Origin of the sequence: Zunongwangia endophytica (genome assembly GCF_030409505.1) — a bacterium.
Classification (GTDB): domain Bacteria; phylum Bacteroidota; class Bacteroidia; order Flavobacteriales; family Flavobacteriaceae; genus Zunongwangia; species Zunongwangia endophytica.
This window is the reverse complement of sequence record NZ_JAUFPZ010000002.1, coordinates 1498373-1525371: the sequence shown is the minus strand read 5'-3', so window position 1 is coordinate 1525371 and position 26999 is coordinate 1498373. Positions and strand designations below refer to the sequence as shown.

Here is a 26999-nt window from a genome sequence, read left to right as displayed (position 1 = left end):
AAAGTCCCTTCCGTAATAATAGAAGAGACTTTTCGGTTCAAAAACTAAACAATAATTACTTTTAAAGACGATTAATATTTTGAAATATCTCCAGATCCTGAAGTTTTAAAATTTTCTTTGCTTGGGTTCCCTTTGTATTCGATATCTCCAGATCCTGCTACTCGTGCATTAAGCTCGTTTTCTGCCCAGACCATTACATCTCCAGATCCTGAAACTTGTGCGTGAACAATTTTTGCTTTTAGTTTAAAGGCGTCAAAATCTCCCGAACCTGTAACTCCGCAATCCAGCTCATTTGCCTGTCCCATAATTACTACATCACCACTACCGGTTACTTTACCTTTAATTTCATCGGCATCAATTTCTAATTTGATATCACCGCTTCCAGTCACAGAGATAGAGAAATCTTTGGCTGTAATCTTATCTTCGTTCCAGATGTCACCGCTACCTGTTACAGAAGCGCCTTCAATATCTTCAAAAGGAACTGTAATTTTAATACTGTTATTTCTCGACGGACTAATACTTGTTCCTTCTTCAATTGAAATTCTTAGTGTGCTTCCTTTTACTTCCGTAGTAATATATTCCTGAAGATTACTTTCTGCTTCAACTTGAAGATTTCCTTCTGTACCTCGTACAAGGACAACGTCCATAGATCCTACCAAACTTACTTCGTCGTAATCGGAAACCTTACGATTTTTGGTGACCATATCCCCGTTTCCTTTGATGTTTTTGTTGCTGCTCCACCATTGTGCGTTAGCTGAGGTTATTCCTAGAAATAAAGTGAATGCTACTAAAATTGATTTTTTCATGATTTGATTGATTAATGGTTATGCCAACTTGGCTTTGTTGATTTTATTTAAATTTTATCTTACTTTTTGAAAACTCACACTTCCGTAACTTGTTGAAATATTTATCGAATTTCGGCTATTTTGATTGCCGTAATATCCGGAAATATCTTTGCTGGTATTGCGATCATGGCGCTTGGTGATCTCTAAATCATCGGTTCCTTTAACGCCGCCATAAGAAGTTTGTACTTCGAAAACAAAATCCATCTCGGCATCGTAACCTAAGCGTATTCCTGCATAATCTGTATCGATGTTAACGCTTTCTACTCCGTTTATTAATTTTTCAATATTTATCGAGCCATAATCCTGATTAATACTTAGAGAACCGAATACACGACCAATTTTAGTGCTCAAATAATCTCCGTCAGCATTTAGATGTTTTACTTTATCTACTCGAATACTACCGTAATCACAATTGAATTTTAAGCGTGATACCTTTTCGATATTCGAATCACTATAATCTGCGCTTATTATTAATTCTTCAGCTTCTTCAATAGTAAAACCAGAATAATCGGCATCGATTTCCGCAGAAGTTATATATCCAAAATGGCAATTACGAGTATAATCAAAATTTAAAAAGTTTTTTCGGCCTCTTAATTCACCAATATCGATTTTACCATAATCACAAGAAATATCTGTGTTTCCAAGAACTTTATCTATATAAATAGCACCGTAATCGTTATCGATTACCATGTCATGATTTGCAGGTGCTTTAATTACATAATTAATCTCCATGTTTACATTATTGTTGCTATTAAATAGCCCACTCCACCAAGATCGATCTTCTTTTTGATAATGTGTTTCAGCACTTACGCGATTTCCGGTTTGATGAAATTCTACAGAAATATCATCTAATTTATTCTTAACCCGGTCTAAATCATTTCCGTTTGTTTTAATAAAAACCTGAATAACAATTCGATTTTCGTTCCATGTTGAAATATCAACATTTCCGTAGTTATTATCAATATCTAGAGTACCGGTTTGAGAAACTTTAAATTCTTTCTTGATCGTTTTTTCTTTAGTATGCCTGCCATCTAGATCGTTGCTGGCAAAACTTATCGCTGGTAGCAGTAGTGCAAGCAAGAATAGTTTATATAATGTTAGTTTCATTTTCTTGTGTCTTTAGTTGTTTTATAGTTTGAATTTGGTTCAAAACCTGGTTTAGTAGATCTATCCTTTTCTGAAAATTGTTAATCATGGCATAGATTACGCGTTGATCCTGGCCACTTTCTAAAAGGTCTTTTTTTAGTTTATTGTATTCTTTTTCTAAGTTTTCTAGTTGCACCAATGCATCATTAATGATTTTGTTGGTTTTTGGACTGCGTTCTCCTTCCAGCGATTTAAGCTCTCTCTCGATAAGTGTGCTATAGAAGTCTTGCGTTTCTTTCATTTTTGGTGAAACAGCTGCTAAACCACTTTCTTTAGCAAAAACCGGAGTAGAGAAAATATTTCCAAAAGCAAGGAATGCGATAACTAAGGCCGCAGCAATGCTACTTAAAGGAATCCAAAGCTTTCTAAGTTTTCCTTTTTTAGGAGCTTTATTTTTGGTGTTGAGCTTTTCTAAAAATCGATCTTCGTGATCTGCGTTTGGTTCAGCAATATCGAAGTCTAATTCTTTTAAATCCTCAAAAAAATCATCATTTTTCATCTTTCATCATTTTTTTTCTTAAACTTTCTTTAGCTCTAGAAATGGTAGTTCTGCAGTTGGCGTAAGAAATATTTAGAATATCTCCTATTTCTTCGTAATCATATCCTTCGATTAGATGAAGGGTTAGGCAGATTCTATAATTTTCTTTTAAATCTTGCATAGCATTCAACACCATTTTTACTTTTTTATTTTGAGTATAGGTTGTTGTTATACCATCATTTTCTTCTGTTTCGTTTTTTAGATAATCCTTATAACTTACTTCTTCGTATTTCGATCTTTTATTATGCGCATTAATACTATTATTAACGACAATTCGCTTAAGCCAGGCGCCAAAAGAAGCTTCAGCTTTAAATTGATCAATTTTCTCGAAAGCATTTAAAAAAGACTCTTGCATAATATCTTCCGCCTCAGCGCTATGGTGCACAATTCTTAAAGAAGTATTATACATGGCTTTGTAATAGCGATTATAAATCTCCATTTGAGCACGTTGGTTTCCCACGCGGCATTTATCGACAAGATCTTCAATATGTGTGATGGTTGGTTGCAAAAATTATCCTGTTTCTTCTATAAAGATAGAATAGGATTTGATTTGTTACACTTTTAGAAAATGTTTTATAAAAAAATATGATGGCATGGGAATTGAAACAATTATTAAGCAGCAATTTTAACTACCTGAGCGATACTATTTACAGGGGTTAAAGTCTCAAAACGAAACAAAATATACAAACTGCAGTGACAGTTTGGCTTTTAAAGATAACTTATGGCTAAAACGAAATTTACGGATATTGACAGTTTGTCATTACAAGGTATAAATGAAGATGCAGAGTTAATACCGTTAATGACGCCTGAAGATGAAGAGGAAATAAACAAAGAAGAATTACCCGGAAATCTACCCATTTTACCCTTACGAAATACGGTACTTTTCCCAGGTGTGGTTATACCAATTACAGCGGGGAGAGACGCTTCAATTAAATTAATTAATGAAGCGAATAATGGAGAAAAAACTATCGGTGTTGTTTCACAAAAAGATGAAGAGGTAGAAAATCCTGGCGTAAAAGACATTAATAATATTGGTGTGGTAGCGCGTATTCTTAGGGTTCTTAAAATGCCTGATGGGAATACAACAGTGATAATTCAGGGTAAAAAGCGATTTAATATTACTGAAGTTACTCAGGAAGAACCTTTCATGAGAGCTAATGTTGAAGAAATTGCTGAAACCAGACCCGAAGCTGAAAACGAAGAGTTTGGTGCTATTATCGATTCGATTAAGGATTTGGCACTTCAGATTATAAAAAGCAGTCCAAATATTCCAACTGAAGCTTCTTTCGCTATTAAGAATATAGAAAGTAGCTCGTTTTTAATCAATTTCGTTTCTTCTAATATGAATCTTTCAGTAGAGGAGAAGCAAAATTTATTAGCAACCAATGATCTTAAGGAACGTGCATTGGCAACCCTTAAGTTTATGAATGTTGAGAATCAAAAACTAGCGCTTAAAAACGATATTCAGTCTAAAGTGCAAAGTGATATGAGCCAACAACAGCGCGAATATTTCTTGCATCAGCAAATGAAAACCATCCAGGAAGAATTAGGTGGTGTTTCTCATGAAGACGAGATTGAAGAAATGCGCGTTCGTTCTAAAGATAAACAATGGAGCGAAACCGTACAAAAGCATTTTGATAAAGAGTTATCTAAAATGCAACGAATGAATCCTCAGGTCGCTGAGTATTCCATTCAGCGTAACTATTTGGATTTGTTTTTAGATTTACCTTGGGATGAGTTTAGTGAAGATAAATTTGATCTTAAGCGAGCGAAAAAAGTTTTAGATCGAGATCATTATGGTCTGGACGATGTAAAACGTAGAATTATAGAATATCTGGCAGTTTTAAAATTGCGTAATGATATGAAATCGCCTATTCTTTGTCTTTACGGTCCTCCGGGAGTTGGAAAAACAAGTTTAGGGAAATCTGTGGCAGAAGCTTTAGGTCGTGAGTACGTACGAATTTCTTTAGGTGGATTGAGAGATGAAGCTGAAATTCGTGGTCACCGTAAAACTTATATTGGTGCAATGCCGGGTAGAATTATCCAAAGCCTGAAAAAAGCGGGAACAAGTAATCCGGTTTTTGTTTTGGATGAAATCGATAAATTAAGCATAGGTAATGCAGGAGATCCATCTTCAGCTTTATTAGAGGTTTTAGATCCTGAGCAGAATAGCGAATTTCATGATAATTTCTTAGAATTAGGTTTCGATCTTTCTAAAGTGATGTTTATTGCTACCTGTAACAATCTAAATACGATTCAGCCTGCATTACGTGATCGTATGGAGATCATTAATGTGACCGGTTATACTATAGAAGAAAAGATAGAAATAGCGAAACGTCATTTACTTCCGAAGCAATTAGAAGAGCATGGTCTTACCAAAGATCACCTTAAAATTGGCAAATCTCAGCTAGAGAAAATAGTGGAAGGTTATACTCGTGAATCTGGAGTTCGTGCTTTAGAGAAGCAGATAGCTAAAGTTGTACGTTACGGTGCTAAAAGCATCGCTATGGAAGAAGAATATAATGTCAAGGTGACCAATGATGATATTTTGGAAATTCTTGGCAGTCCGCGTTTAGAGAGAGATAAATACGAAAATAATGAAGTTGCCGGAGTTGTAACAGGATTGGCCTGGACGCAGGTTGGTGGTGATATTCTATTTATTGAGTCTATTTTATCAAAAGGAAAAGGAAACCTAAATATTACCGGGAATCTTGGTAAGGTGATGAAAGAATCGGCTACCATTGCAATGGAATATATAAAATCTAACGCCGATACTATAGGAATTGATTCTGGTATTTTCGAAAAATACAATGTTCACATTCATGTGCCAGAAGGAGCAACGCCAAAAGATGGTCCTAGTGCAGGGATTACCATGTTAACATCCTTAGTTTCTTTATTTACTCAGAAGAAAGTAAAGAAAAGCATAGCAATGACAGGAGAAATCACTCTAAGAGGAAAAGTGCTTCCTGTAGGCGGAATTAAAGAAAAAATTCTTGCAGCGAAAAGAGCAAGAATTAAGGAACTGATTCTTTGTAAAGAAAACAAACGTGATATTAAGGAAATAAAAGAAGAATATTTAAAAGGTCTTACTTTCCATTACGTTAATGATATGAGTGAGGTTATTGATCTTGCTCTTACCAATGAAAAGGTTGTGAACGCAAAAGAATTGTAGATAACCATATTTATTTACAAAAAGCCCCGAAGATATTCGGGGCTTTTTTGTTTTAAGCATGATCAATTCTCTATTTTTGTAAAAACTTCAACTAAATGACCAAGAAAATAACTATTGCCATAGATGGGCATTCTTCAACCGGGAAAAGCACAGTAGCCAAGCAGTTAGCAAAGAAACTGGGCTATGTTTATGTAGATACAGGAGCTATGTACCGTGCTGTGACACTCTATGCGATGCGTAAAATAATGGTAACCGATAATAAATTGGATAAAGAAGCCATACTAAGGCATCTTGCATTTATTAGCGTGAAGTTTAAGTTTGATGAAGATCTTGGCTATGGCGTAATTCATTTAAATAACGAAAACGTTGAAAAGGAAATTCGTTTAATGGAAGTTTCCAATAATGTTAGTAAAGTGGCTGCAATTCCTGAAGTTCGGGAAATGTTAGTTAAACAGCAACATGAAATTGGTGAAGATGGAGGTGTAGTGATGGATGGTCGAGATATAGGAACTGTAGTATTTCCAGATGCAGAATTGAAGTTATTTATGACAGCTTCTGCTGAAAAACGAGCGGAACGTAGATATAATGAATTAAAAGAAAAAGGGGAAGATGTAAATTACGAAGAAGTGCTAAAAAATGTTGAAGAACGTGATCATTTAGATTCTACTCGAGAAACTTCTCCATTAGTAAAAGCTGATGATGCCATCGAGATTGATAACTCTAATCTTAGTAGGGAAGAACAATTTGAAAAGATTCTCTCGCTTGTAAAAGAAAAAACCGAGGCCTAAAAAATGCCAGAAAATAGGGAAGAGGGTTTAAAGAATTCAGTTTTATACTTAATGTCTGCAGGAGCCGGTTTGGTGGTTGCAAATAATTATTATAATCAGCCATTATTAAGTTTAATGGCTAAAGATTTTCAGGTTTCAGAATCGGCGGTAAGTAATATTCCACTTTTTACGCAGTTGGGTTATGCCTTTGGATTATTATTTATAATTCCGTTGGGAGATAAATTTCCACGGAAAAAAATGGTAATGATAGATTTCATATTCATCATTGCTAGTTTATTGGCGATGGCCTTAGCACAAAGTCTTCCTATTTTGATAATATCAGGCTTTTTTGTTGGGTTTTCTTGTGTAGTTCCGCAGGTCTTTGTCCCTATGGCAGCACAATTAGCAAAGCCAGAAAAACGAGGTAGTGCCATTGGCATTGTAATGAGTGGACTGCTCATCGGGATCTTGGGTAGCCGATTTATAAGTGGTTTTGTTGGAGAATATTTTGGATGGCGGTTAATGTATTTTATTGCTGCCGGAATAATGTTGATCTTCTGGCTTTTATTAAAATTGAAATTACCCGAATTAAAGTCAGATTTTAAAGGAACCTACAAAGAATTAATGCAATCGCTTTGGGGATATTTTAAATCTGAACCTCCAGTTCGATTAGCAGCTGTAAGAGGAGGATTGGGATTTGCAGGTTTTAGTGCATTTTGGACTACGCTTGTGTTTTTAATGGAAGAAAATTTTAACTACGGAAGTGGTGTTGCAGGAGCTTTTGGAGTTTTAGGAATAGCAGGAGCGTTAGCCGCAAGTCTTATAGGTAAGTTGAGTGATCGAATGAATAAAAACTTATTGATTACCATCGCAACCGCTATTATGATCTTTGCCTGGGTAGTATTTGAGTTTTCAGGCTATTCTATTGTAGGATTAGTTATAGGTGTTATTCTCGTAGATATGGGGTTGCAATCGCTACATATTACAAATCAAAATATTATTTTTTCCAGAAATCCTGATGCTCGCAATAGGATCAACACTATCTATATGGTTGGCTATTTTATTGGCGGTGCACTTGGTACTACAACAGGAGCCTACGCCTGGGAGCTTTTTCAGTGGAGAGGTGTGGCTAGTTTGGGACTTTTTTATTCCATTTTAATCCTAATATTTCACTTCGCTTTCAAGAATTCTATTCCTGAAGAAAATTGATAAAACTACTATTTGAAAATAGTAAAATTAGTTGTATTTTTGCACACCTTTTTGGCAAGATTACGGAAGATCAGAAAGGCTTGAAAATCAAAATGTAAACATCTTCTGTGTTTTATATTGCTTAAAATTTTCCGAAAGACGCAGAATACAAATTTAAATCAGCAAATTATTATGGCTGAAGAAATCAAAGATCAGGAAGTTAAGGATGTAGCTGGAATGGCTACTGCATCTCAACCAGAGGTGACTGAGCAACAAGCTAACCCTGAAAAATTCCTAGAAGAATTTAACTGGCACAATTACGAAGAAGGTATCGACCCAATCGCAAATGATAAGCTAGAAGAATTCGAAAAATTAGTTGAAGAAAACTTCGTAGACACTCTTGATGATGAGGTTGTAACAGGAAAAGTAATTAATATTACAGATCGTGATGCAATTATCGACATTAACGCAAAAAGTGAAGGTGTAATTTCTCTTAACGAGTTCCGTTACAATCCAGATCTTAAAGAAGGTGATGAGGTAGAAGTTTTAATCGACGTTAGAGAAGATGCTACTGGACAGTTAGTACTTTCTCACCGTAAGGCTCGTGTTATCATGGCATGGGATCGTGTGAATAAAGCACACGACGAAAGTCTTATCGTTAACGGTTTTGTTAAGTGTCGTACTAAAGGTGGTATGATCGTAGATGTATTTGGTATTGAAGCTTTCTTACCAGGTTCTCAAATCGATGTGAAGCCAATTAGAGATTACGATGCTTATGTAGGTAAAACAATGGAATTTAAAGTTGTGAAAATCAACCACGAATTCAAAAACGTTGTGGTATCTCATAAAGCACTTATCGAAGCTGATATCGAAGAGCAGAAGAAAGAGATTATCGGTCAATTAGAAAAAGGTCAAGTATTAGAAGGTACTGTTAAGAATATTACTTCTTACGGTGTATTCGTTGATCTTGGAGGAGTTGATGGACTTGTTCACATTACCGATCTTAGCTGGTCTAGAATCAACCATCCAAACGAGATCGTTGAATTAGATCAAAAACTTAACGTTGTAATCTTAGACTTTGATGAGGCTAAGACAAGAATCCAGTTAGGTCTTAAGCAATTACACAAACACCCATGGGAAGCTCTAGATGAGAATCTTAAAGTAGGTGATAAAGTAAAAGGTAAAGTAGTTGTAATCGCAGATTACGGTGCATTTATCGAAGTTGCTGAAGGTGTAGAAGGATTGATCCACGTTTCTGAAATGTCTTGGAGTACGCACTTGCGTTCAGCTCAGGATTTCGTAAATGTTGGGGACGAAGTTGAAGCACAAATTCTTACTTTAGATCGTGATGATCGTAAAATGTCTCTTGGAATTAAGCAATTAACTCCAGACCCATGGACTGATATCACTTCTAAGTATCCTGTTGGATCTAAGCATACAGGTGTAGTTCGTAACTTTACTAACTTTGGAGTATTTGTAGAGTTAGAAGAAGGAATCGACGGACTTATCTATATCTCTGATCTTTCTTGGACTAAGAAGATCAAGCACCCATCAGAATTCTGTAATGTTGGAGACAAACTAGATGTTGTTGTATTAGAATTAGATGTTGAAGGACGTAAACTAAGTTTAGGTCACAAACAAATCGAAAGTAACCCTTGGGATAAATACGAAACTGAATTTGCTGTAGGTACTACACATACTGCTGCAATTTCTGAAATCGTAGACAAAGGTGCTACTATCGAATTTAATGAAGATATTACTGCATTTGTTCCACAAAGACACCTAGAAAAAGAGGACGGAAGTAAACTTAAGAAAGGTGAATCTGCAGAATTCCAAATTATTGAATTCAACAAAGAGTTTAAACGTGTTGTTGCATCTCACGCTGCAATCCACAGAGAAGAAGAGCAAAAAATTGTTAAGCAAGCGGCTAAGAAAGCTTCTGCTCAAAACAACGACAAAACCACTATTGGTGATGTAAATGCAGATCTTCAAGCTCTTAAAGATAAAATGGAAGGAAAATAAATTCCTCTGATTTTATAAAACTGAAAACCTCCTTTTTTAAGGAGGTTTTTTTATTTAAAGCTGTCTTTACCAAAAGTCACTTGAAGGAATTATTCTAAGCTTCTAATATGTGCTTAACATGTTGGTATGTATTATAGACATCAACTTTAATTGAATAATTAGAATAGTGTTCTTTCCAACAATGCTTATATTAATTCCCTTAATTTTAGAGAATGCGTATTTAAAAGAAAAGATTTGATTCTAAAAACTTATCTGTTAGTGGTAACTCTTTCGTTTAAAAAAATACTATTAATTAAACTTCGTGGTTTTTCAAGACCTTTTTAAGACTATCAATTGTAACTGGTTTAACGATATAATTGCTAACACCATCATAAGACTTTGCTTTATCTATATCAGATTGATCTACTGAAGAACTTACGATATAAATAGTAATAACCTTTTCACTCTCTATCTTTATAAAATTATCAAGGAATTCCCATCCATCCATAACAGGCATATTCAAATCTAATAAGATAACATCCGGTAGTTCTTTATTAGAAGCTATTAGCGCATGTAAGTGATTCAAAGCTTCCTTACCATTGCCGAATACGATAAAGCCATTAGAGAAATCAGCAAGCTCCATTATCTTTTTCGCACTAAAGACAAAGATTGGATCATCATCGATAATGCATGCAAGATCAATTTTTTTCATGATTAATTTAAATTTGTTTCTTTATAGCTTATCTATTTATGTTTTTCAAAAAATTCAATAATTATTACTTTTAAAAAAGAATGCCAATTCGGCAAAAAATAGACTAAGGTTATTCATTTAAAAAGAATCGATTTCTAATTTATAGAAGATTCAATTTTTAAAAAGTTTATAGAGGTCGAGGAACATAGCTATATAGGTTCAACGACAATAATTAATTGTTTTCAATTTTAACTAATAAAAATTAGCAGTTTTGAATCTATTAGTATCTAAAAAAATTTAAAAATCTAATTTAAAATCGTGATAAACCACATTTAAAAAAGTTTCAAATTATTTTTCTGAAATTACCATGCCTCCTTAAATCCATTCTCAAGCGCCTCATTATAAGTTTCAGCGTTAAAAGTATAAAGGTTAGGTGCTTTATGAGCTCCGCCTTTACGCGTTTCCTTTAGTTTGTTAAGTATGCCATACTTAGTCATTTTACGATAAAAATTCCCTCTGTTTAAAGGTTTATCTAAAATTATCTCGTATAATCGCTGTAACTCAGGCATTGTAAATTTCTCAGGTAAAAGATTTAGACCAACGGGGCGATAATTTAAACCTTTTCTAAGTTCTAAAAGGGCTGCATCAAAAATTTCTTGATGATCCATCAGCAATTGTGGTAATTCATTAATATTCTTCCACTCACAAGCTTCCGATAGATAATCTATTTTAGGTTCGACCTTTGCAAAATTTGTAAGTGCGTAATAACCCACGGAAAGAAATCGCCTTTTGTGCCATAAATTTTTATCGTATTCTGAAAAGAAATCATTACTACGGTTCAACTTACCGAACGTTTTGAACTGCTGAAGATAAATTTCACTTACTCCAGTTCTAGATTCTAATATTCTATAGGCTCCATCTTCTAGATTTTCAGATTTATGCAAATAGCCACCAGGAAGCAGCCAACCATCCTTTTCTTTTACTTTTGTTAGTAGTACTTTTAGTGAGGCCGTGTCGAATCCAAAAACTACGCAATCGATGGAAATACTAGGTAAACTTTTTTCTATATTTATTTCTGAATCCTTTAATAGGATATCTGCTAATTCCGATCTCATCTCCTTCTGTTTAATTTCCAAAACTACATTATGATTTTAATTATTCAAACTATTATTTAGACTTCAGTGAATTATTGTAAATATATTCTATTTTCCTTTATATAAAAATCCTCTTAAATCATAAATTTCCTGCGATGGAGGAATTAAATTATTTAGATTTCTCGTTCTTCATTATTTTTAAAATTGGACATTATTAAGATAAATAAAAAGGGGAATGCTCACAGCATTCCCCTTTTTGATAATTTATTTATTATACCTTAAAAATCAATTTCACTACATAATTCGCTGTCTACATTGAATTGATAATCTGTAGACGTAATTAGCTCTTCGTAGGTATAACTTTGACCGTCAAATTCAATTTGAAATTCGTAAGTATTTCCTGCTTCCATTTCGTAAGACTCTAACGTCAGGTCCTTTATAATGCCATTAATCCATTGCGTGTCTCCCAATTTTCTATATTTGATTGGATAGCTTGCTATATTCAGATCCACATTTTCACATGGAATATTGATTGTAATTGTAAGCAATTCGCTATCAGGTGCTGGCATTTCGATAGCCGGAGATTCCCCACATGATATATTATCCACAGTAATTACATCGCCAGAGGTGTAAAGTTTTAAAGAAATGTTATCACCTATGCCGTTATAAGGGATTTGATTTACACCAGGAACGAGATTTTGCTCAATAATTTTATAAATTCTATTTTCTGTATCACCAGCTATTTCTAATTCTATTTTCGCTTGAATATTGGATTGAGTTGGATTATTGATTTCAAAAATATCAGAACAAACAGGTAACTCTGCAACGATTGAATAATCTGTCAAGTGATTAGTTTCAAAGTTTGCATATAATTGATTTCCTACTGATGATATTGTAACTTCTTTTTCGTAAACCCACATACCGTTTTCCAGTTCATAACTGTACAAGGCCAATTGATCACCAGCTTTGACTTTCGTTGCTGTTTTAGGGTTATATAAGTTTTTATCTATTTCCATTTTCACTTCAATAGATTCAGTAAAATCTTTTACTTCTTCAGTTCCAACATACATATTTATAGAAGTATAGCTCATCGGTAGAAAAGATGTTCTCTCTGTGTTGCCGTTTTTAGAAACAGATTGATCTGCAAAACCACCTGGAAACACTTTAGCTAAATTTGTTGTATTAGCATCTACGTCTATAACTTCCATGCTAATAGAATTGCCAGATAAAACTTCGCCACTTTTATTTAAAAACTTTGTACCAGCCTTAACCTCCACAGAACCATCGGTTTGTTTAGTAGTTTGATTTCCAAAATTCAAAATTTTACTTTCCTTAAGTTCGTTTTCAGAAAGATTAGCATCTTCGGATACAGAGCTTACTCCATTTGATTCTTTAGTCTTATTAAGTAAAGAAACCGGAATTTGAACAGTTTTGTTGTTTTCAGTAAAACTTACTTTTACTTTTGAAGATTGATAACCGGGAGCCGATGCTATAAAATCAAAACTTTTAACTTCATTAGCCGATTGAGGTCTATCCATAGGATTAAGTATAAGAGTTATACTTCCTCCAGAGACCTTAAAGTTTCGCTCCCCCGCAGAATTAAGAATTGCTGTGCCATAATCCGTGACAGGAGTTAATTTAATATTTTCAGGATAGCTACCGTCCTCCAGGTCTTGGATTTCTACTTGCGCAGTATATTCTAAAAAGTTTACATCGAGTCCAAGTTTAAAATTGTCAGCAACTTCATTGGGGTTATTCTCACAGGCTGTATGAATGATTATTACAGCCATCATCATCATAAATAATAATACTCTTTTCATGTGTAAGGGATTTAATTAAATTCTAATTGATAATCTTAAATTGAGGAATGGATACCATCTATAATCTTTAATATCTTCTTGAAGGGATTCAGCTTGGTTAGCAGTGGGAGCGAGCATTCCTGTAGCATTAATGCCAACCTGAGGCTTGGGTAAATAAAAGCTGCCTGCTTCGAACGCAATTCCAAATTTATTTTTTGGAACGGCTCTACCCATTCCTATTCCAAGGTATGGAGCAATACCGCTATAGTCTAAAGATAGTCTTAGATCACCAATGTCTTCAGGTCCTATTATAATTTCTCCATACTCGAAGGAGCCATCATATGTCGCTAATGCCTTCGTCTCTCCATCACTAAAATATGCTGCACCTCCTACAATTTTGAAGCTACTTTGTGTAAAAGGGAGATACTCTAAACTTAAATCGAATTCTAGGAATCTTGAATCTGCAGTAACGTTAAGGTTCGCGTCATCTATTTCAATTTCTTGTACAAAATCTTTAATACTAAATGTATTACCTCGCAATCTGAGATTAAAATGTGGTGAGATATTTTTTGCTACTTCAAGTCCACCACCTAGTGTAGACCCATTTACAGCAATAGCATATTTATTAGCATAATTGGAAGTTTCATTTTCTTGGCTAATTACATCACAAGAAATCAAAATGAAACAAAAAAATAAAAGGAAATTGAGGTGCAAATGGGGTAAAAAGTTTTTCATCGTCATTTATCTATAAAATTACTATTAGGGATCGTAATTTAAACTTATGTTAAACTTACATATCAAAGATAGTTAATTATCTAAGAAAAATGCCTTTTATCGATATAATTCTCTTTTTGTGGCAATAAAAATTCTATTATTGTTAATTATACATCGTTTTTGTAAGAAAAGTATTGTTAAATAAAAAAGGCTCCTATAAATTTTAGGAGCCTTTTATCAAATTAATTACTTTGCTTATAGTGCAAATTCACAAATTTCATCGCTATTAATATTAATATAATTTACACCAGAGGATACGGTAAATTCGGTTTCAACTAGGCCTCCGAAATATGTCCTAAAGTCATAAGTTTTGCCTGGAGTCATAAAGTAGGATTGAAATTTCCCGTTGCTCATATATCCATATCTCCACCAATATGATCCTTTTTCTTTGTAATAAAAGTAGTACGACGGTTTGAATTCAAAGTTAGAGTCTGGACAACTGAAAGTGACATCTGCAGAAATTACTTCAGGAAAAGCAGAAGCTGGTAATTTGATACTTGTATTTTCGTCACATGGATAAAACGGAGCAGTTTCAGCAATTAATTCTCCTTTGTTATACCATGATGATCCAGAATATATTTTAAACTTACAATAGGCTAGAGGGCAGCGATAAAAATTTATTTCTGCATTATTATATAGGCGCATATTTTTCCTTGCATAATAACTAACTGGCTGATCGTTGTATGCATAGACCAATTCTGTATAAAAATAATCATAAGCATCTGTTCCGGGGGCATTTATTACAATTGAGTTCGACCTGTAACATATTCTTCCGTAAAAATCTAAATTATACCATGTTAGGTGATCGGTTTCAAAACTAACTTTAAGTTTTCCGCTGTTGTTTACAACAGTTCCTTCTTTTTCGAATATCCATTGGCCAGATTCTACTTCATAACTCCAAACAGGAATTTTGTCACCCACTTTTATTTTTGAATCCGTTTCTAAGTTGTATCCTTCAGGATTTATTTCCATTGTCACTTCTATAGGTTTGCTGAATTTTCTAACGTTAGTGCCAGCTATATTCATATCGATGGATGCGAAACCAGCAGTAACAAAGAAAATATTTTCTTCTTCTCCGGTTTCACCAATTACACTTTCAGGCGTGAAACCTCCAGGAAATGAATTTAAAGAAGCATCACCATTCGCATCAAAATGAGTTAAACTAACCTTAAGTGTTCCTCCTGAAATTTGATTGCCGTCTACATCATAAAATTCTGTTCCAGAATTGATTTTAAGATCTGCTCCTGTAATCTTATTCCCCGCAGAAGCTACTGAAACGCTTGAGGTATTATTGAGAGTTCCACCACTTAAAGAAATATTCTTTGTATTATTAGCAACACCTTCTGGCGGGGATGTAGTATTAACCATATTGATTGTTAAGTTTTGATCTTTTTGATCTTTTGTAAAATTTACAGTGAAATTGACAGGTAGAAATCCAGATGCAGTGGCGTAAATATTATACGTTTTGATATCATCAGGGCTATTGGGTTTACTTGTAGGATTCAAAATAAAGGATGCTATACCGTTGTCCACCGTAAATCCTTCTTTACCTTCAGAATCCAATAAACCATTGTTTTCGTTATTTAACACTTTCAATTCTATATTTTCAGGAGGTGTAATGGGATTACCTGCATCTACAAATTGAACCACCAAGGTATATTCAAGAAAATCCGAATTAACGCCGAGTTTAAAATCATCAACAACTTCATCAGGCATTTTTTCGCAAGAAGATGGAATAAAAATTAAGGCAATTAAGATTATTATTAATGTATATTTTTTCATGGCTTTTATTAAATTTTAACAGAGAGTCTTAAGTTTAGGAATGGATACCATCTATAATCGCGAATGTCTTCTTGAAGTGATTCAGCTTGATCGGCAGTTGGAGAAAGCATTCCTGTGGCATTAATTCCAACTTGTGGTTCTGGAAGATAGTAGCTACCTGCCTCGAAGGCAACTCCAATTCTTTTTTTAGGAACGGCCCTACCAAATCCAAGCCCAAAATATGGTGCGAAACCATTGTAATCTAATGTTAGTTCTAAATCACCTATTTCATCTGGTCCAATAGTAATTTCCCCATATGTAAAGGATCCATCGTACTTTGCTAAAGCAGTTGTTTTTCCATCATTGAAATATGCAGCTCCTCCAACAAGTTTAAAACTGCTACTTTCAAAGGGTAAGTATTCTAAACTCAAGTCAAATTCTAAGAATCTAGAATCGGCAGTTACATTAAGATTTGCATCATCTACTTCTATATCTTGAACAAAATCTTTAATTCCAAAAGTATTTGCCCTAAGTCTTAAGTTGAAATGGGAAGAAATGTTCTTCGCAACCTCAATTCCTCCACCAAGAGTTGAGCCGTTTAATGCGATAGCAAACCTATTGTTGTAAGTCTGTTTTTCCTCTTGAGCAAATAGTTTAGTTGCTGTGACGAAAAGGAATAATAGAATGAGTAGTTTTTTGATCATTTTAAAAGTTTAAATTAGATACTTTAATAAGTATCAAATATAATCTCTTAATTAAATCTTAAAAATACCTGATATCAGGTATTTTGTGTTAATTAAATTGCAATTTTTTAATAATTCATGAATTATTATGCAAACCGAATATCTATTTTAAGGTGACTATTATTACTTCAAATTCACCACTTATTAATAGAACTTGGTAAATCCATTCAAAAAATACTTAATGAAATTAATCTTAAAGAGTATAAAACATGAAGTCAATAAAAATTGTTATTTAATAGTTTTTTTCAAACCTAACAGATATCTTTTTGCTCCTTTATATCCGATTTCAGCGAAACACCGCTTACTTTTTTTGCAAAGGATTCTTGAATTAAAAAACTGAGTAAATTAACGGCAGCTTTGGTTTGCATGCCATCGTTATGGATATTTGAGATACAGTTTCTTTTCTCGTCAGTAGTGCCGCTTTTTGGATTATAAGTGGTGTAAATTCCTAAGCTTTCCGGACTAGATAAGCCCGGACGCTCACCAATAAATGTAGCGGTAAATTTTGCATTCAGTTTTTCAGCAATTTCGTCTCCAATGGCTACTCGACCATTTTCAACGATGCTTATTACAAACGTATACTTTTCACTCAATTCTGGTAATAATTGCGCTATAATTGGAATACTATGCTTAATCGCATCGGGAGATAATCCGTCAACAAGATTCAAAACAATATCGACTTCAGAAATGTCTTTTATTTCGGTTTTAGCTAATAGTTTTCCGAGATCAGGCCTTTTTAGATATTTTTCGCGATCTTGTGCCTGAGTTTTAAATTTGTAAATAGGTAGATTGAATTTCTTCATATCTGCTTCTAATTTTTCAATGTCAAATTCAGAATAAATAGCATCTCTCGCTTTAGCATGATCTAGTTGAAATTTCAAGACATCTTTTAAAGATTGACTTCCGCCTGTATTTCCTAAGGCTATACGAGCTCTTGAGAGTTCTCTAAGCTGCGTATACGGATCTTTTTGTATGTTATTTTTATATAATTTTGGTTTATCCATTGCTAATCAATTTATGAGATTCTGGTAAAGTCTGGCGATTTCCTTTTTCATCAATAATCCCCATTTTTAAGAGCCATTCTTCAAATTCGGGTGCAGGGCGCTTATTTAAAACTTTACGTAAATACATCGCATCATGGAAAGAAGTGCTCTGGTAATTCAGCATAATATCATCTGCTCCCGGAACTCCCATAATGTAATTACATCCTGCAACTCCTAAAAGAGTTAGTAAAGAATCCATGTCGTCTTGGTCTGCTTCAGCATGATTGGTATAACAAACATCACATCCCATAGGTAATCCCATTAGTTTTCCGCAGAAATGGTCTTCTAAAGCAGCGCGCGTAATTTGTTTGCCATCATACAAATACTCGGGACCAATAAAACCAACAACCGTATTTACCAAAAAGGGATTATATTTTCTAGCTACAGCATAGCATCGTACTTCACATGTTTGTTGGTCGATACCGTGATGTGCACTAGCCGAAAGTTCAGAGCCTTGTCCCGTTTCAAAATACATCATTTGGTTTCCTATAGTTCCGCGATCCAGGCTTAACCCTGTCTCATAAGCCTCTTGAAGCATCTCGAGATTGATACCGAAAGATTCGTTTGCTTTTTGCGTTCCACCTATAGATTGAAATATAAGATCTACCGGAGCTTTATCAATAATCTGTAGGGTAGTGGTTAAATGACTAAGAATACAGGTTTGTGTAGGTATTTCGTATTGTTCCCTAAAATTATCTAATAATTTTAATAATTCTGAAACAGCCGTTGGGCTATCTGTAGCAGGATTTATCCCTATAACCGCATCACCGCAGCCATATAGTAATCCATCTATTGTGCTAGCGGCAATTGCTTTAGGATCATCAACCGGATTGTTAGGTTGTAATCTAACCGAAAATCGATCTTTTAGACCTACAGTATTTCTGAATTTCGTGACTACTTCGCATTTTTGAGCTACTTTAATTAAATCTTGATTCCGCATTAATTTAGAAACCGCTGCAACCATCTCCGGGGTAAGTCCGGGTGAAATCGATTTCAAAACTTCTGGAGTAGCTTCATAACTTAGGAGCCAATCTCTAAATTCTCCCACACTAAATTGCGATATTGGATAAAAATCTTCAGCATTATGTTCATCCATAATTAATCGGGTAACTTCATCTTCAGCATAAGGGATTAAAGGCTTTTCTAAAATTTCTTTCAACGAGACTTCACTTAAAGCATATTGTGCTATCACTCGTTCTTTATTATCTGCAGCCGCAACACCTGCAAGAACGTCACCTGAACGATGCGGACTCGCTTTGGCTAAGAGTTCTTTCAAATTTTTAAAGGTGTAAGTGGTGTTATGTACGCTGAATTTATAACTCATAGAAGTCACTTTTCTAGAAAGTTAGCAAATAGCAGCATTGTATGATGTTTAAAAGGTATTAATTTAATAACCGGTAGTTGATTTTTTATAATTATGCATTTTATCTAAATAATTGTGAAGATTTGTTTTTTTAATCTATTAAAATATGATAAAAAATGAATAAATTTTATATTTAAGAATAAATAGCTATATTTAAGAAAATCAGCTATTTAATGATTAGACTTTTACGCCATTATTTTAAACATCATAATATTTTCAAGTTTAGCCTCTGTATATTCTTACTAGGGACTCTTATAAATTGTTCAGAAAGTAGGAATACTAATATTGAAGAATTGCCGGAGCTTGCGCTCAATCAATATTCTAAATCTTTATCAGAAATTAAACAAGACGGTAAACTTACCGTTATTACTATTTATAATTCAACAAGTTACTTTTTATATCGGGGGAAACCTATGGGTTTCGAATATGAGTTGGTAAAAAAACTTGCCGACCATTTAGGGCTAGAACTTGATATAAAAGTTGCCGATGATATTGATCATTTATTTGATATGCTAAACGCCGGAGAAGGCGATCTAATTGCGTTTGGGTTATCTATTACCGAAGATCGAAATAAACTCGTCAATTTTACCGAATATCATTATTTAACGCATCAAGTTTTAGTACAACGTCGTCCAGATAACTGGCGTAAACTTCCTATGTACAAGATCAAAAAGAAAACAATCAACGACCCGATCGAGATGATCGGGAAAACGGTACACGTTCGTAAAAATTCCTCGTATTTCGAGCGATTGGAAAATCTGGAAGATGAAATTGGAGGGCAGATAGATATTCAATTAGTGCCTGGTAATAAAACTACAGAAGACATCATAAAAATGGTGGTGAAAGGAGAAATAGATTATACGATCGCCGATTATAACATCGCTGCTATCAACCAAACCTATAATCCTATTTTAGATATAGATACTGAAATTAGCTTTTCGCAACGCATCGCTTGGGCCGTTCGAAAGAATTCACCAGAACTGCTAGCTGAAATTAATTCGTGGCTAAAAAATATCAAAAAGAAAGACTTTTATTATGTGGTGTATAATAAGTACTTCAAAAATAAAAAGTCTTACAGACGCCGAATTAAAAGTCAGTTTTACAGTAAAAATGAAGGTAAAATTAGTCAGTATGATGAGATTGTGAAAACCCACGTAGAAAAATTAGGTTGGGATTGGCGACTTTTGAGTTCTCAAATTTTTCAGGAATCACGTTTTAAACCTAATGAAAATTCTTGGGCTGGGGCAGGAGGTCTCATGCAAATTATGCCGGCCACTGCACAAGATTTAGGAATTTCAGATGTTACTAATCCTTCAGAAAATATACGTGGTGGTACAAAGTATTTAAAGCAACTCCGTAAAAAATTCACGAAGGTAGAAGACAGTATTCAGAAAATAAAATTTACGCTTGCGGCTTACAATTGCGGGTTAGGTCACGTTCGTGATGCCCAACGTTTGGCAAAAGTTTTTGATGAAGATCCTTATGTATGGGACGATAATGTGGAAGACTATATGCTGAAGCTTAGCTCTCGCGAGTTTTTTAGTAGACCGGAAGTAAAATATGGTTTTGTGAGAGGTCGTGAACCTTTTTTATATGTAAAAGAAATCTTCTTGCGTTACGACCATTACAAGAAATTAATTCCGTTTGAAACTCCGCAGACTGAAGCTAAAGTAGCTTCAAATTAACTAGAGTTTAACTTCAAAAATCTTTCTGTTCAGTCCTTACTTAATAATTTAGGGATAAAAACGTATTGTTTCTAATTGAATCAAAAATAAAATTATGGCTAACAGGAGAAAATTCATTCAAAAGTCACTTTTAGGTTCTGCCGGTATTTTGGCGGCACCTTCTATTATAAATGCTGCTCATAAAACTACAGCTCCAATTCCTTCAGCAAAAATTAAAAACAACCATTTACGCGAGAAGTTCAAACCCGAATGGAAATTTGGAATGGGCGGTGTTGCTGCCGGGAATGGCTTTCACGTAAATTCAGATGAACAAATTCGGAACGCTATGGATGCTGCTTGGAATAGCGGAGTTCGTTATTATGATACTTCACCTTGGTACGGACTAGGAATTAGTGAGCGTAGAATGGGAAGTTATCTTTTTAATAAAAATCGAGAAGATTTTGTGCTTTCCACTAAAGTAGGGCGAGTGCTTACTCCAGATCCCAATTTTGAATTACCGGGCGCACTTTGGAAAGGAAAATTGAATATGAATTATGAATATGATTATTCGGCAGAAGGTACTCGTAAATCTGTAGAGCAAAGTTTACATCGTTTAGGTTTAGCTTATTTAGATATCGTTTTTATTCACGATTTATCACCCGATAATCCTGATTTTTCTAGAAGTGATTATGAAAAATATTTTGAGCAGGCTAAAAATGGGGCGATGCCCGAGCTCACTAAAATGCGCGAAGAAGGTTTAATTAAAGCTTGGGGATTGGGCGTAAATACGACGGAACCTATTTTAGAAACCATTAAAGTTGCCGATCCTGATATTTTCTTATCGGCCAAACAATATTCGTTGATTTATCACGAAGACGATTTAAATAATGTTTTTCCGGTATGTGAACGAGAAGGTATCAGTATCGTGGTTGGAGCTCCTTTTAATTCCGGATTTTTGGCTGGGAAAGATCGCTTTGATTATAGCAAAGATATTCCTGAAGAATATTTAGAAAAAAGAGCTGAATTACAAAAAGTAGCCGACAAGCATCAAGTAGATTTAGCTACGGCAGCACTTCAGTTTTGTGCAGCTCCTGCTGTTGTTTCGAGTGTGATTCCCGGAGCAAGTTCTGCCCAGCAGTCTTCTGCAAATGCAGAATCTATGGATGTGAAAATTCCAAAAGCATTTTGGGCAGAATTAAAAGCAAAAGGATTAATCGCAGAAAATGCTCCAGAACCTAAATAAGGATTTAAATAGATTTTGAGAGAAGCTTAACACTATTGTTCGGCTTCTTTTATATATTTGCATCGTGAACGATTTAATCGTAAATGAAATAAAAATTTAAATGTTATGAATACACAATATCAAACTACAGTAGAAGCAACCGGAGGAAGAAACGGTCACGTAAAAAGCGAAGATGGATTTGTAGATTTTGACGTTTTAATGCCGAAAGAATTAGGCGGAAAAGGTGGAGCTACTAATCCAGAGCAATTATTTGCAGCAGGTTATGCCGCTTGCTTTGATAGTGCGCTAAATTTAGTGATGGGAAAAGCTAAGGTGAAGCCAGAAAATCCAACTATTGTTAATGCAACCGTAGGTATTGGACCAAATGATGAAGGCGGTTTTCAATTAGCTGTGAAACTTGCTGTAGAAATTCCTGGCGTAGAAAAAGAAAAAGCACAAGAATTAGTAGAACAGGCACATCAAGTTTGTCCTTATTCTAACGCAACTCGCGGAAATATTGAGGTTGAATTAGAAGTGATATAATTTAATCTTGATTTATAAACTATGATTCCCTTTTTACAAACGTAGAAAGGGAATTTTTTTATTACTTTCATAGCTGAAAAGAATACTGAAAACTGCGGAATAATGAGTGAGAAATATGAAGATTTAAAACTAGAAAATCAACTTTGTTTTCCGTTGTATACGGCATCAAGATTGGTGATTCAGCGGTATCAGCCAATGCTTAAAGAATTAGATCTTACTTATCCGCAATATTTGGTGTTAATGGTGCTTTGGGAAAAAGATGAGGTGAATTTAAGTACGATTGCTGAAAAACTTCAGCTACAATCCAATACGTTAACGCCACTTTTAAAACGACTTCAGCAACGCGGATTTCTTGAGCGAAAACGCTCTGAAAAAGATGAACGTAACATTGTAATTACCTTAACGCAGAGAGGGAAATCACTAAAAGATGAAGCTTGCGATGTTCCTGCATTTTTAGCCGAACAGCTTCCGTTATCTATAGAAGAAGCTAAAGAATTATACCGATTATTATATAAAATGATTGGTAAAATGGGAGAGAAATAAAATTCGGCACCCATCCTCGAATCAAAGCGAAAGTTTAAATTTATTTCAAACCATCCGATTTCAAACTTATTTAATTTTTCAAATTGAAATTTTCCAAATTTCGCCAAGATTAGATAAATACCGTTATTATTTTTCAGAAAAAATCTTTTCAGAAGTCATTAATTTTTTCGTTTCCTAATAGAGAAAGAATTCATTGATTGATTTTTTTCTTATCAAAAACTAATAGAATCCAATCTCGTACAAGATTAGTCCTTTCTTGCTATAATTTAAATACTTATTCATGATTTTATCATTTCTGAACTTCATAACTTTTCAGAATTAACTAGAAACTAACAAGGATTTTAAGAATTGCATTTATCTTTAGGAAGTAAAACGAATTTAGATGAATAAAATAGGAGTTTGTTCTTGGATTTTGGGGATTGAAGATCCTCATGAGATGATGGAAAAAGTAAAATTATTGGGTCTTGATGGTATTCAGTTTTCCGGGGATTGGCGGAATTACGATGCAAAAGAAATTAGCGCCGCTGCCGACCATTTTCAAATTGAAATTTTTGCCATAGATCCTTATAATTGCGCTCCGCCGATATTAGAAAATGCTAATAAATCTTCGGCAATTGAGTTTTACCAAAAGATTATTAATTTTGCAGTCGAAGCAAATGTTGCTGCTGTTAATTTACAAGGTTTACCGCAATGGACGATTAACTGTTCTAATCGTGAAGAATGCTGGGAGATGTTAGTAGATTGCTGTAAAACCTTAGATGCATACGCTCAACTAAAAAAAGTTAAGTTAGTTTACGAATGTGTCAACAGATACGAATCTTCCATGATCCATACGGTGACACAAGGCCTCAATTTGATCAATGCAGTTGGTCATACTAATTTCAGTTTGATATTGGATAGTTTTCACATGCATATTGAAGAAACTGATCCAATTGAAGCGATAAGGGATGCTGCAGATTTTATGTATAGTTATCAAATCTCAGACTCTAATCGATCTGGAATAGGAAGGGGGCAGGTTGATTTTGTAAAACATCATGCTATTTTAGATGAATTAGATTTTGAAGGCCCCATAATGATTGAAGTCGTTTTACCTGAATTAGTTCCTAACGATACTCCAAAAGATGCAGCGCAGCGCGAGCGATTAGATGAAGAAATTAGGCGAAGTGTAAGAGTATGGCGTAATCTAAAAGATAGCGAAAATTACTAATATTTCATTTCAAAATTATAAAAGGAAAAACCGAATCTTAATAATCGATTCGGTTTTCTTTTCTATCCCATTTTTCAAAAACAGGTAAAGCTTCTTCTCTAATAATATTTTCAAAAGGCACTTTTCTGTTTTCTATATCTTTATCCAATTCTTCATAGATAAACTGATCATCGAATCCGATTTTAGCAGCATCATTGTGATTCAATGCATAATATACTTTTTTAGGTCTAGCCCAATAGATTGCTCCTAGGCACATTGGACAAGGTTCGCAGCTCGTATATAAAATGCAATCTTCTAATTGAAATGTGTTTAAATTTTCGCAGGCTCTTCGTATTGCAGTAATTTCAGCATGAGCTGTCGGGTCGTTACTAGAAGTAACTATATTCCAACCCTCGGCAACAATTTCTCCGTCTTTTACAACTACAGCTCCAAAAGGACCTCCTGCTCCGGTGTCCATTCCTTCTTCCGCCAATGCAATCGCTCGACGCATAAATTTCTTATCTTCTTCAGTCATAATTTTTTTTCTTTTTTTCTAAATTAAATAAAAAAAGATACTTTAAAAGTCTCAATGCAAAAGCCTTTATAAAACAACTCCTTCTATAGCTTTTTGTTTTTTAGGGAAATTTTTATCACCAATCATTTCTTTTAAATTGGTTTCTATAGTTAAACTAATGGCGGTAAGCGGAGTATCGTCCATCCGATTTTCAAAAGGATCTTCTGTACGTTCTCCAATCGTATCTAATGCAAGAAAAATAAAGTTAATAATTAAGGATAACGGTACGTTTAACCATCCTAAATCTTCGATAAATGCAAACGGAACCAATGTGCCGTGCAGATAAACAAATACTCTGGAAAAGAAACTATAAGGCCGGGGCATTGGCGTATTCTTAATTCGCTCGCTCATTCCCTGGTGATTATTAAATTCGGTTAAAGTTTCGTCCAATCTTACAAATCGATAATCTGAAATCCACCCTTTTCTATAAGCATATTTTAGATCTTCACTCTGTAGTTGGATAAGGTAATTTGGCGGATTGTTTTTGTCTAGAAAACTTTTAAATTCTTCTGCGCTTACAAAATCTTTGATATCATCGTACTGGTTTGATCCTTCGTAAATCTCAGTTTTATTTTGATTATAGGGATGTTTAATCCTCAAAAATACTCTAAGGGAATGAACAAAAGCAATATGGCGATAAATTACTTTTTTCTGCCAATTAATTATTTCTTGAGATTCGTCATTTTTAGCTGTAAAGCTTAGGCTTAAAATTTCTCTACTCCAAGCTCTACTATAATTTACCAGCAGGCCCCAAATTTTTCGGGCTTCCCACCATCTATCATAGGCGCTGTTATTTTTAAAACCCAAATAAATAGCAAGTGCCGTACTTAGAGTTGCCACGGCATTAAATGGAATGCTTAAGCTCTTCATACCAAATTTAGCGTGCAATATGTAGATTACTAAAGATAATACAAGAAAATAGAGCATAGGCTTCCACATATAGAAGAAAACCTGTTTCCATTTTAAATTTCTGGCTACAATCATATAGAATTTTTGATGAAGATAACCATAATGAAATAGGGGGCTTTAAACTTTAGAAAAGATTATAGCATTATTATGAATCTATGTAAAGAATTACATAAAATTTCTAGCTATAGATCCAAAACTAGCAGGAAGATCTTTACCATTTTTTAGAGGTATAATTTGCGACAGCTGTTTTCTTTGATCCAGAATCATCAAATATTCACCAATTAGTTGTTCTAAAAGCGTTCGATGCGACTTGCTAAGATGTGCCGTATTAATTTCAATAGAATCATCTTTAATTTTTAGATATGTCCTCCCAATGGGATTCCAAAAACCTTTAATTGCTACTTTCTCATCTAAAGATTTAAGCTCCATCAAAAAGCTTAAACACCTTTCTTCATCATAATTCTCTCGAAGGTATTTTTCTATTTCTAAAAAATAAAAGCTACTTAATAATATTTCATTGGCACGATTAACAACTCTGGAAAGCTTTCTATTTCCACCATTGTAAATTAATTTCATTTCGGTTTTTTGTTAGAGTTATGGTCTTATTATTTTTTAATAGTTTAAAATGAAAAAAAATCGTTCAATTATTTATTTAATTTGTTTTTACAAATCTCCTTAAAGTTAATGTTTATTGAATTGAAAATCAATAAAATGAAGTTGTTTGGTGATATTTATATTTTTAGCAGAATTTTAAAAAGAAATACTAATTAAAATATGAAATAGGCACTTAAAAATGCAATCTTTTAAAAAATGTGGTATTCTATTTTATAATAGAAATGAAAAATAACTTATTTTTGTTTTCCGAACCTTCATTTCAACCCAGTATATGAGTCAAAAAGTGCTACTTACCGCTAAAGAAGTACAAATCATTTTGCAACGACTGGCTTGCCAGCTTGTAGAAAATCATTCTGACTTTTCTAATACTGTTCTTATTGGAATTCAGCCACGTGGTATTTTCTTACTGAAAAGACTTGAGGAAATACTCGAGAGCGAATATGATATCAAAAGTCTGAAAACCGGCCAGCTGGATATCACCTTTTATCGCGACGATTTTAGAAGAAGCGACAAACCTTTAGAGGCTAATAAGACCAAAATTGATTTCGTGGTAGAAGATAAGCGAGTTGTTTTTATTGATGATGTTCTGTATACCGGTAGAAGTATACGTGCAGCATTAACAGCAATTCAGTCTTTTGGAAGACCTAAGGAAATTGAATTATTAAGCTTTATCGATCGTCGTTTTAGCAGGCATTTGCCTATTCAGCCAGATTATAATGGGAGACAGGTAGATGCTATCAACGAAGAGAAAGTGATAGTAAACTGGAAAGAAAATGAAGGTGAAGATATTGTTTACCTTATTTCAAAATAAAAATCGT

Annotated in this window: 25 protein-coding genes; 10 read left to right on the top strand and 15 right to left on the bottom strand. The window is 34.1% G+C overall.

Annotated features, from left to right (window positions below):
* Positions 1 to 71 precede the first annotated feature (71 nt).
* The 4 genes from QWY91_RS06795 to QWY91_RS06780 are packed head-to-tail and all read right to left on the bottom strand — an operon-like array spanning position 72 to position 3037.
* Positions 72 to 806: a head GIN domain-containing protein gene (locus QWY91_RS06795; protein ID WP_290232931.1), complete on the bottom strand. Its 735-nt coding sequence runs from the start codon at positions 804 to 806 to the stop codon at positions 72 to 74.
* 54 nt (positions 807 to 860) lie between these two features.
* Positions 861 to 1952, bottom strand: a complete 1092-nt coding sequence (locus QWY91_RS06790) for a DUF4097 family beta strand repeat-containing protein (RefSeq protein WP_290232929.1) — start codon at positions 1950 to 1952, stop codon at positions 861 to 863.
* Complete coding sequence (locus QWY91_RS06785) at positions 1933 to 2490, bottom strand: DUF4179 domain-containing protein (protein WP_290232927.1); 558 nt, start codon at positions 2488 to 2490, stop codon at positions 1933 to 1935. The genes QWY91_RS06790 and QWY91_RS06785 overlap by 20 nt, the downstream gene beginning before the upstream one ends.
* Entirely contained in the window at positions 2480 to 3037 is a 558-nt protein-coding gene (locus QWY91_RS06780) for an RNA polymerase sigma factor (RefSeq protein WP_290232925.1), read from the bottom strand. Before QWY91_RS06780 ends, QWY91_RS06785 begins: the two co-directional genes overlap by 11 nt.
* 213 nt (positions 3038 to 3250) lie before the next feature.
* Here QWY91_RS06780 and lon point away from each other — a divergent pair, with 213 nt between their 5' ends.
* From lon to rpsA, 4 genes are all read left to right on the top strand, one after another.
* On the top strand, positions 3251 to 5701 hold the full coding sequence (lon, locus tag QWY91_RS06775) for an endopeptidase La (RefSeq protein WP_290232924.1): 2451 nt from the start codon (positions 3251 to 3253) through the stop codon (positions 5699 to 5701).
* Between the two features lie 95 nt (positions 5702 to 5796).
* Complete coding sequence (gene cmk / locus QWY91_RS06770; protein ID WP_290232922.1) at positions 5797 to 6489, top strand: (d)CMP kinase; 693 nt, start codon at positions 5797 to 5799, stop codon at positions 6487 to 6489.
* A 3-nt stretch (positions 6490 to 6492) separates the two neighbouring features.
* On the top strand, positions 6493 to 7677 hold the full coding sequence (locus QWY91_RS06765; protein WP_290232920.1) for an MFS transporter: 1185 nt from the start codon (positions 6493 to 6495) through the stop codon (positions 7675 to 7677).
* 171 nt (positions 7678 to 7848) lie between these two features.
* The gene (gene rpsA / locus QWY91_RS06760) at positions 7849 to 9678 is read left to right on the top strand and encodes a 30S ribosomal protein S1 (protein WP_290232918.1); all 1830 of its coding nucleotides are present in this window, start codon (positions 7849 to 7851) and stop codon (positions 9676 to 9678) included.
* 292 nt (positions 9679 to 9970) lie between these two features.
* Here rpsA and QWY91_RS06755 read toward each other — a convergent pair whose 3' ends face one another.
* The 8 genes from QWY91_RS06755 to QWY91_RS06720 all read right to left on the bottom strand — a co-directional run bounded on the left by QWY91_RS06755 (position 9971) and on the right by QWY91_RS06720 (position 18886).
* Positions 9971 to 10369, bottom strand: coding sequence for a response regulator (locus QWY91_RS06755; RefSeq protein ID WP_290232917.1), 399 nt, complete (start codon positions 10367 to 10369; stop codon positions 9971 to 9973).
* Positions 10370 to 10710: 341 nt separating this feature from the next.
* Positions 10711 to 11463 (bottom strand): NUDIX hydrolase, encoded by a 753-nt coding sequence (locus QWY91_RS06750; protein ID WP_290232915.1) that lies wholly within the window; start codon positions 11461 to 11463, stop codon positions 10711 to 10713.
* Positions 11464 to 11720: 257 nt separating this feature from the next.
* Positions 11721 to 13262, bottom strand: coding sequence for a hypothetical protein (locus QWY91_RS06745; protein WP_290232913.1), 1542 nt, complete (start codon positions 13260 to 13262; stop codon positions 11721 to 11723).
* A 15-nt stretch (positions 13263 to 13277) separates the two neighbouring features.
* Entirely contained in the window at positions 13278 to 13976 is a 699-nt protein-coding gene (locus QWY91_RS06740; protein ID WP_290232911.1) for a hypothetical protein, read from the bottom strand.
* 234 nt (positions 13977 to 14210) lie between these two features.
* Positions 14211 to 15797, bottom strand: a complete 1587-nt coding sequence (locus QWY91_RS06735) for a hypothetical protein (RefSeq protein ID WP_290232910.1) — start codon at positions 15795 to 15797, stop codon at positions 14211 to 14213.
* Positions 15798 to 15805: 8 nt separating this feature from the next.
* Entirely contained in the window at positions 15806 to 16480 is a 675-nt protein-coding gene (locus QWY91_RS06730; protein WP_290232908.1) for a hypothetical protein, read from the bottom strand.
* A gap of 290 nt (positions 16481 to 16770) precedes the next feature.
* Positions 16771 to 17523: an ethanolamine ammonia-lyase subunit EutC gene (gene eutC, locus QWY91_RS06725; protein ID WP_290232906.1), complete on the bottom strand. Its 753-nt coding sequence runs from the start codon at positions 17521 to 17523 to the stop codon at positions 16771 to 16773.
* A complete protein-coding gene (locus QWY91_RS06720; protein ID WP_290232903.1) occupies positions 17516 to 18886 on the bottom strand; it encodes an ethanolamine ammonia-lyase subunit EutB in 1371 nt (456 codons plus the stop codon). The genes eutC and QWY91_RS06720 overlap by 8 nt, the downstream gene beginning before the upstream one ends.
* A 212-nt stretch (positions 18887 to 19098) precedes the next feature.
* Here QWY91_RS06720 and QWY91_RS06715 point away from each other — a divergent pair, with 212 nt between their 5' ends.
* The 5 genes from QWY91_RS06715 to QWY91_RS06695 all read left to right on the top strand — a co-directional run bounded on the left by QWY91_RS06715 (position 19099) and on the right by QWY91_RS06695 (position 24104).
* Positions 19099 to 20610, top strand: coding sequence for an MltF family protein (locus tag QWY91_RS06715; RefSeq protein ID WP_290232901.1), 1512 nt, complete (start codon positions 19099 to 19101; stop codon positions 20608 to 20610).
* Positions 20611 to 20704: 94 nt separating this feature from the next.
* Complete coding sequence (locus QWY91_RS06710) at positions 20705 to 21832, top strand: aldo/keto reductase (RefSeq protein ID WP_290232898.1); 1128 nt, start codon at positions 20705 to 20707, stop codon at positions 21830 to 21832.
* Positions 21833 to 21937: 105 nt separating this feature from the next.
* Entirely contained in the window at positions 21938 to 22354 is a 417-nt protein-coding gene (locus tag QWY91_RS06705; RefSeq protein WP_290232896.1) for an organic hydroperoxide resistance protein, read from the top strand.
* 102 nt (positions 22355 to 22456) lie between these two features.
* Positions 22457 to 22897 carry a MarR family winged helix-turn-helix transcriptional regulator gene (locus QWY91_RS06700; RefSeq protein WP_290232894.1) on the top strand — a complete coding sequence of 147 codons (441 nt, stop codon included), beginning with the start codon at positions 22457 to 22459 and terminating at the stop codon, positions 22895 to 22897.
* Positions 22898 to 23279: 382 nt separating this feature from the next.
* A complete protein-coding gene (locus tag QWY91_RS06695; RefSeq protein WP_290232891.1) occupies positions 23280 to 24104 on the top strand; it encodes a sugar phosphate isomerase/epimerase family protein in 825 nt (274 codons plus the stop codon).
* 37 nt (positions 24105 to 24141) lie between these two features.
* On the opposite strand, the gene QWY91_RS06690 is transcribed toward QWY91_RS06695, so the two are convergent.
* The 3 genes from QWY91_RS06690 to QWY91_RS06680 form a co-directional block, all read right to left on the bottom strand.
* On the bottom strand, positions 24142 to 24618 hold the full coding sequence (locus tag QWY91_RS06690; protein ID WP_290232889.1) for a nucleoside deaminase: 477 nt from the start codon (positions 24616 to 24618) through the stop codon (positions 24142 to 24144).
* Positions 24619 to 24684: 66 nt separating this feature from the next.
* Positions 24685 to 25641 carry a bestrophin family protein gene (locus tag QWY91_RS06685; protein WP_290232886.1) on the bottom strand — a complete coding sequence of 319 codons (957 nt, stop codon included), beginning with the start codon at positions 25639 to 25641 and terminating at the stop codon, positions 24685 to 24687.
* A gap of 90 nt (positions 25642 to 25731) precedes the next feature.
* The gene (locus tag QWY91_RS06680) at positions 25732 to 26142 is read right to left on the bottom strand and encodes a hypothetical protein (protein WP_290232883.1); all 411 of its coding nucleotides are present in this window, start codon (positions 26140 to 26142) and stop codon (positions 25732 to 25734) included.
* Between the two features lie 310 nt (positions 26143 to 26452).
* Between QWY91_RS06680 and pyrR the strand changes: the two genes are divergently transcribed.
* A complete protein-coding gene (pyrR, locus tag QWY91_RS06675) occupies positions 26453 to 26992 on the top strand; it encodes a bifunctional pyr operon transcriptional regulator/uracil phosphoribosyltransferase PyrR (protein ID WP_290232880.1) in 540 nt (179 codons plus the stop codon).
* Positions 26993 to 26999 lie beyond the last annotated feature (7 nt).

Coding starts and splice junctions, on each gene's coding strand:
- QWY91_RS06795 (WP_290232931.1), bottom strand. CDS start 806: ATGAAAAAATCAATTTTAGTAGCATTCACTTTATTTCTAGGAATAACC.
- QWY91_RS06790 (WP_290232929.1), bottom strand. CDS start 1,952: ATGAAACTAACATTATATAAACTATTCTTGCTTGCACTACTGCTACCA.
- QWY91_RS06785 (WP_290232927.1), bottom strand. CDS start 2,490: ATGAAAAATGATGATTTTTTTGAGGATTTAAAAGAATTAGACTTCGAT.
- lon (WP_290232924.1), top strand. CDS start 3,251: ATGGCTAAAACGAAATTTACGGATATTGACAGTTTGTCATTACAAGGT.
- cmk (WP_290232922.1), top strand. CDS start 5,797: ATGACCAAGAAAATAACTATTGCCATAGATGGGCATTCTTCAACCGGG.
- QWY91_RS06765 (WP_290232920.1), top strand. CDS start 6,493: ATGCCAGAAAATAGGGAAGAGGGTTTAAAGAATTCAGTTTTATACTTA.
- rpsA (WP_290232918.1), top strand. CDS start 7,849: ATGGCTGAAGAAATCAAAGATCAGGAAGTTAAGGATGTAGCTGGAATG.
- QWY91_RS06755 (WP_290232917.1), bottom strand. CDS start 10,369: ATGAAAAAAATTGATCTTGCATGCATTATCGATGATGATCCAATCTTT.
- QWY91_RS06750 (WP_290232915.1), bottom strand. CDS start 11,463: ATGAGATCGGAATTAGCAGATATCCTATTAAAGGATTCAGAAATAAAT.
- QWY91_RS06745 (WP_290232913.1), bottom strand. CDS start 13,262: ATGAAAAGAGTATTATTATTTATGATGATGATGGCTGTAATAATCATT.
- QWY91_RS06740 (WP_290232911.1), bottom strand. CDS start 13,976: ATGAAAAACTTTTTACCCCATTTGCACCTCAATTTCCTTTTATTTTTT.
- QWY91_RS06735 (WP_290232910.1), bottom strand. CDS start 15,797: ATGAAAAAATATACATTAATAATAATCTTAATTGCCTTAATTTTTATT.
- QWY91_RS06730 (WP_290232908.1), bottom strand. CDS start 16,480: ATGATCAAAAAACTACTCATTCTATTATTCCTTTTCGTCACAGCAACT.
- eutC (WP_290232906.1), bottom strand. CDS start 17,523: ATGGATAAACCAAAATTATATAAAAATAACATACAAAAAGATCCGTAT.
- QWY91_RS06720 (WP_290232903.1), bottom strand. CDS start 18,886: ATGAGTTATAAATTCAGCGTACATAACACCACTTACACCTTTAAAAAT.
- QWY91_RS06715 (WP_290232901.1), top strand. CDS start 19,099: ATGATTAGACTTTTACGCCATTATTTTAAACATCATAATATTTTCAAG.
- QWY91_RS06710 (WP_290232898.1), top strand. CDS start 20,705: ATGGCTAACAGGAGAAAATTCATTCAAAAGTCACTTTTAGGTTCTGCC.
- QWY91_RS06705 (WP_290232896.1), top strand. CDS start 21,938: ATGAATACACAATATCAAACTACAGTAGAAGCAACCGGAGGAAGAAAC.
- QWY91_RS06700 (WP_290232894.1), top strand. CDS start 22,457: ATGAGTGAGAAATATGAAGATTTAAAACTAGAAAATCAACTTTGTTTT.
- QWY91_RS06695 (WP_290232891.1), top strand. CDS start 23,280: ATGAATAAAATAGGAGTTTGTTCTTGGATTTTGGGGATTGAAGATCCT.
- QWY91_RS06690 (WP_290232889.1), bottom strand. CDS start 24,618: ATGACTGAAGAAGATAAGAAATTTATGCGTCGAGCGATTGCATTGGCG.
- QWY91_RS06685 (WP_290232886.1), bottom strand. CDS start 25,641: ATGATTGTAGCCAGAAATTTAAAATGGAAACAGGTTTTCTTCTATATG.
- QWY91_RS06680 (WP_290232883.1), bottom strand. CDS start 26,142: ATGAAATTAATTTACAATGGTGGAAATAGAAAGCTTTCCAGAGTTGTT.
- pyrR (WP_290232880.1), top strand. CDS start 26,453: ATGAGTCAAAAAGTGCTACTTACCGCTAAAGAAGTACAAATCATTTTG.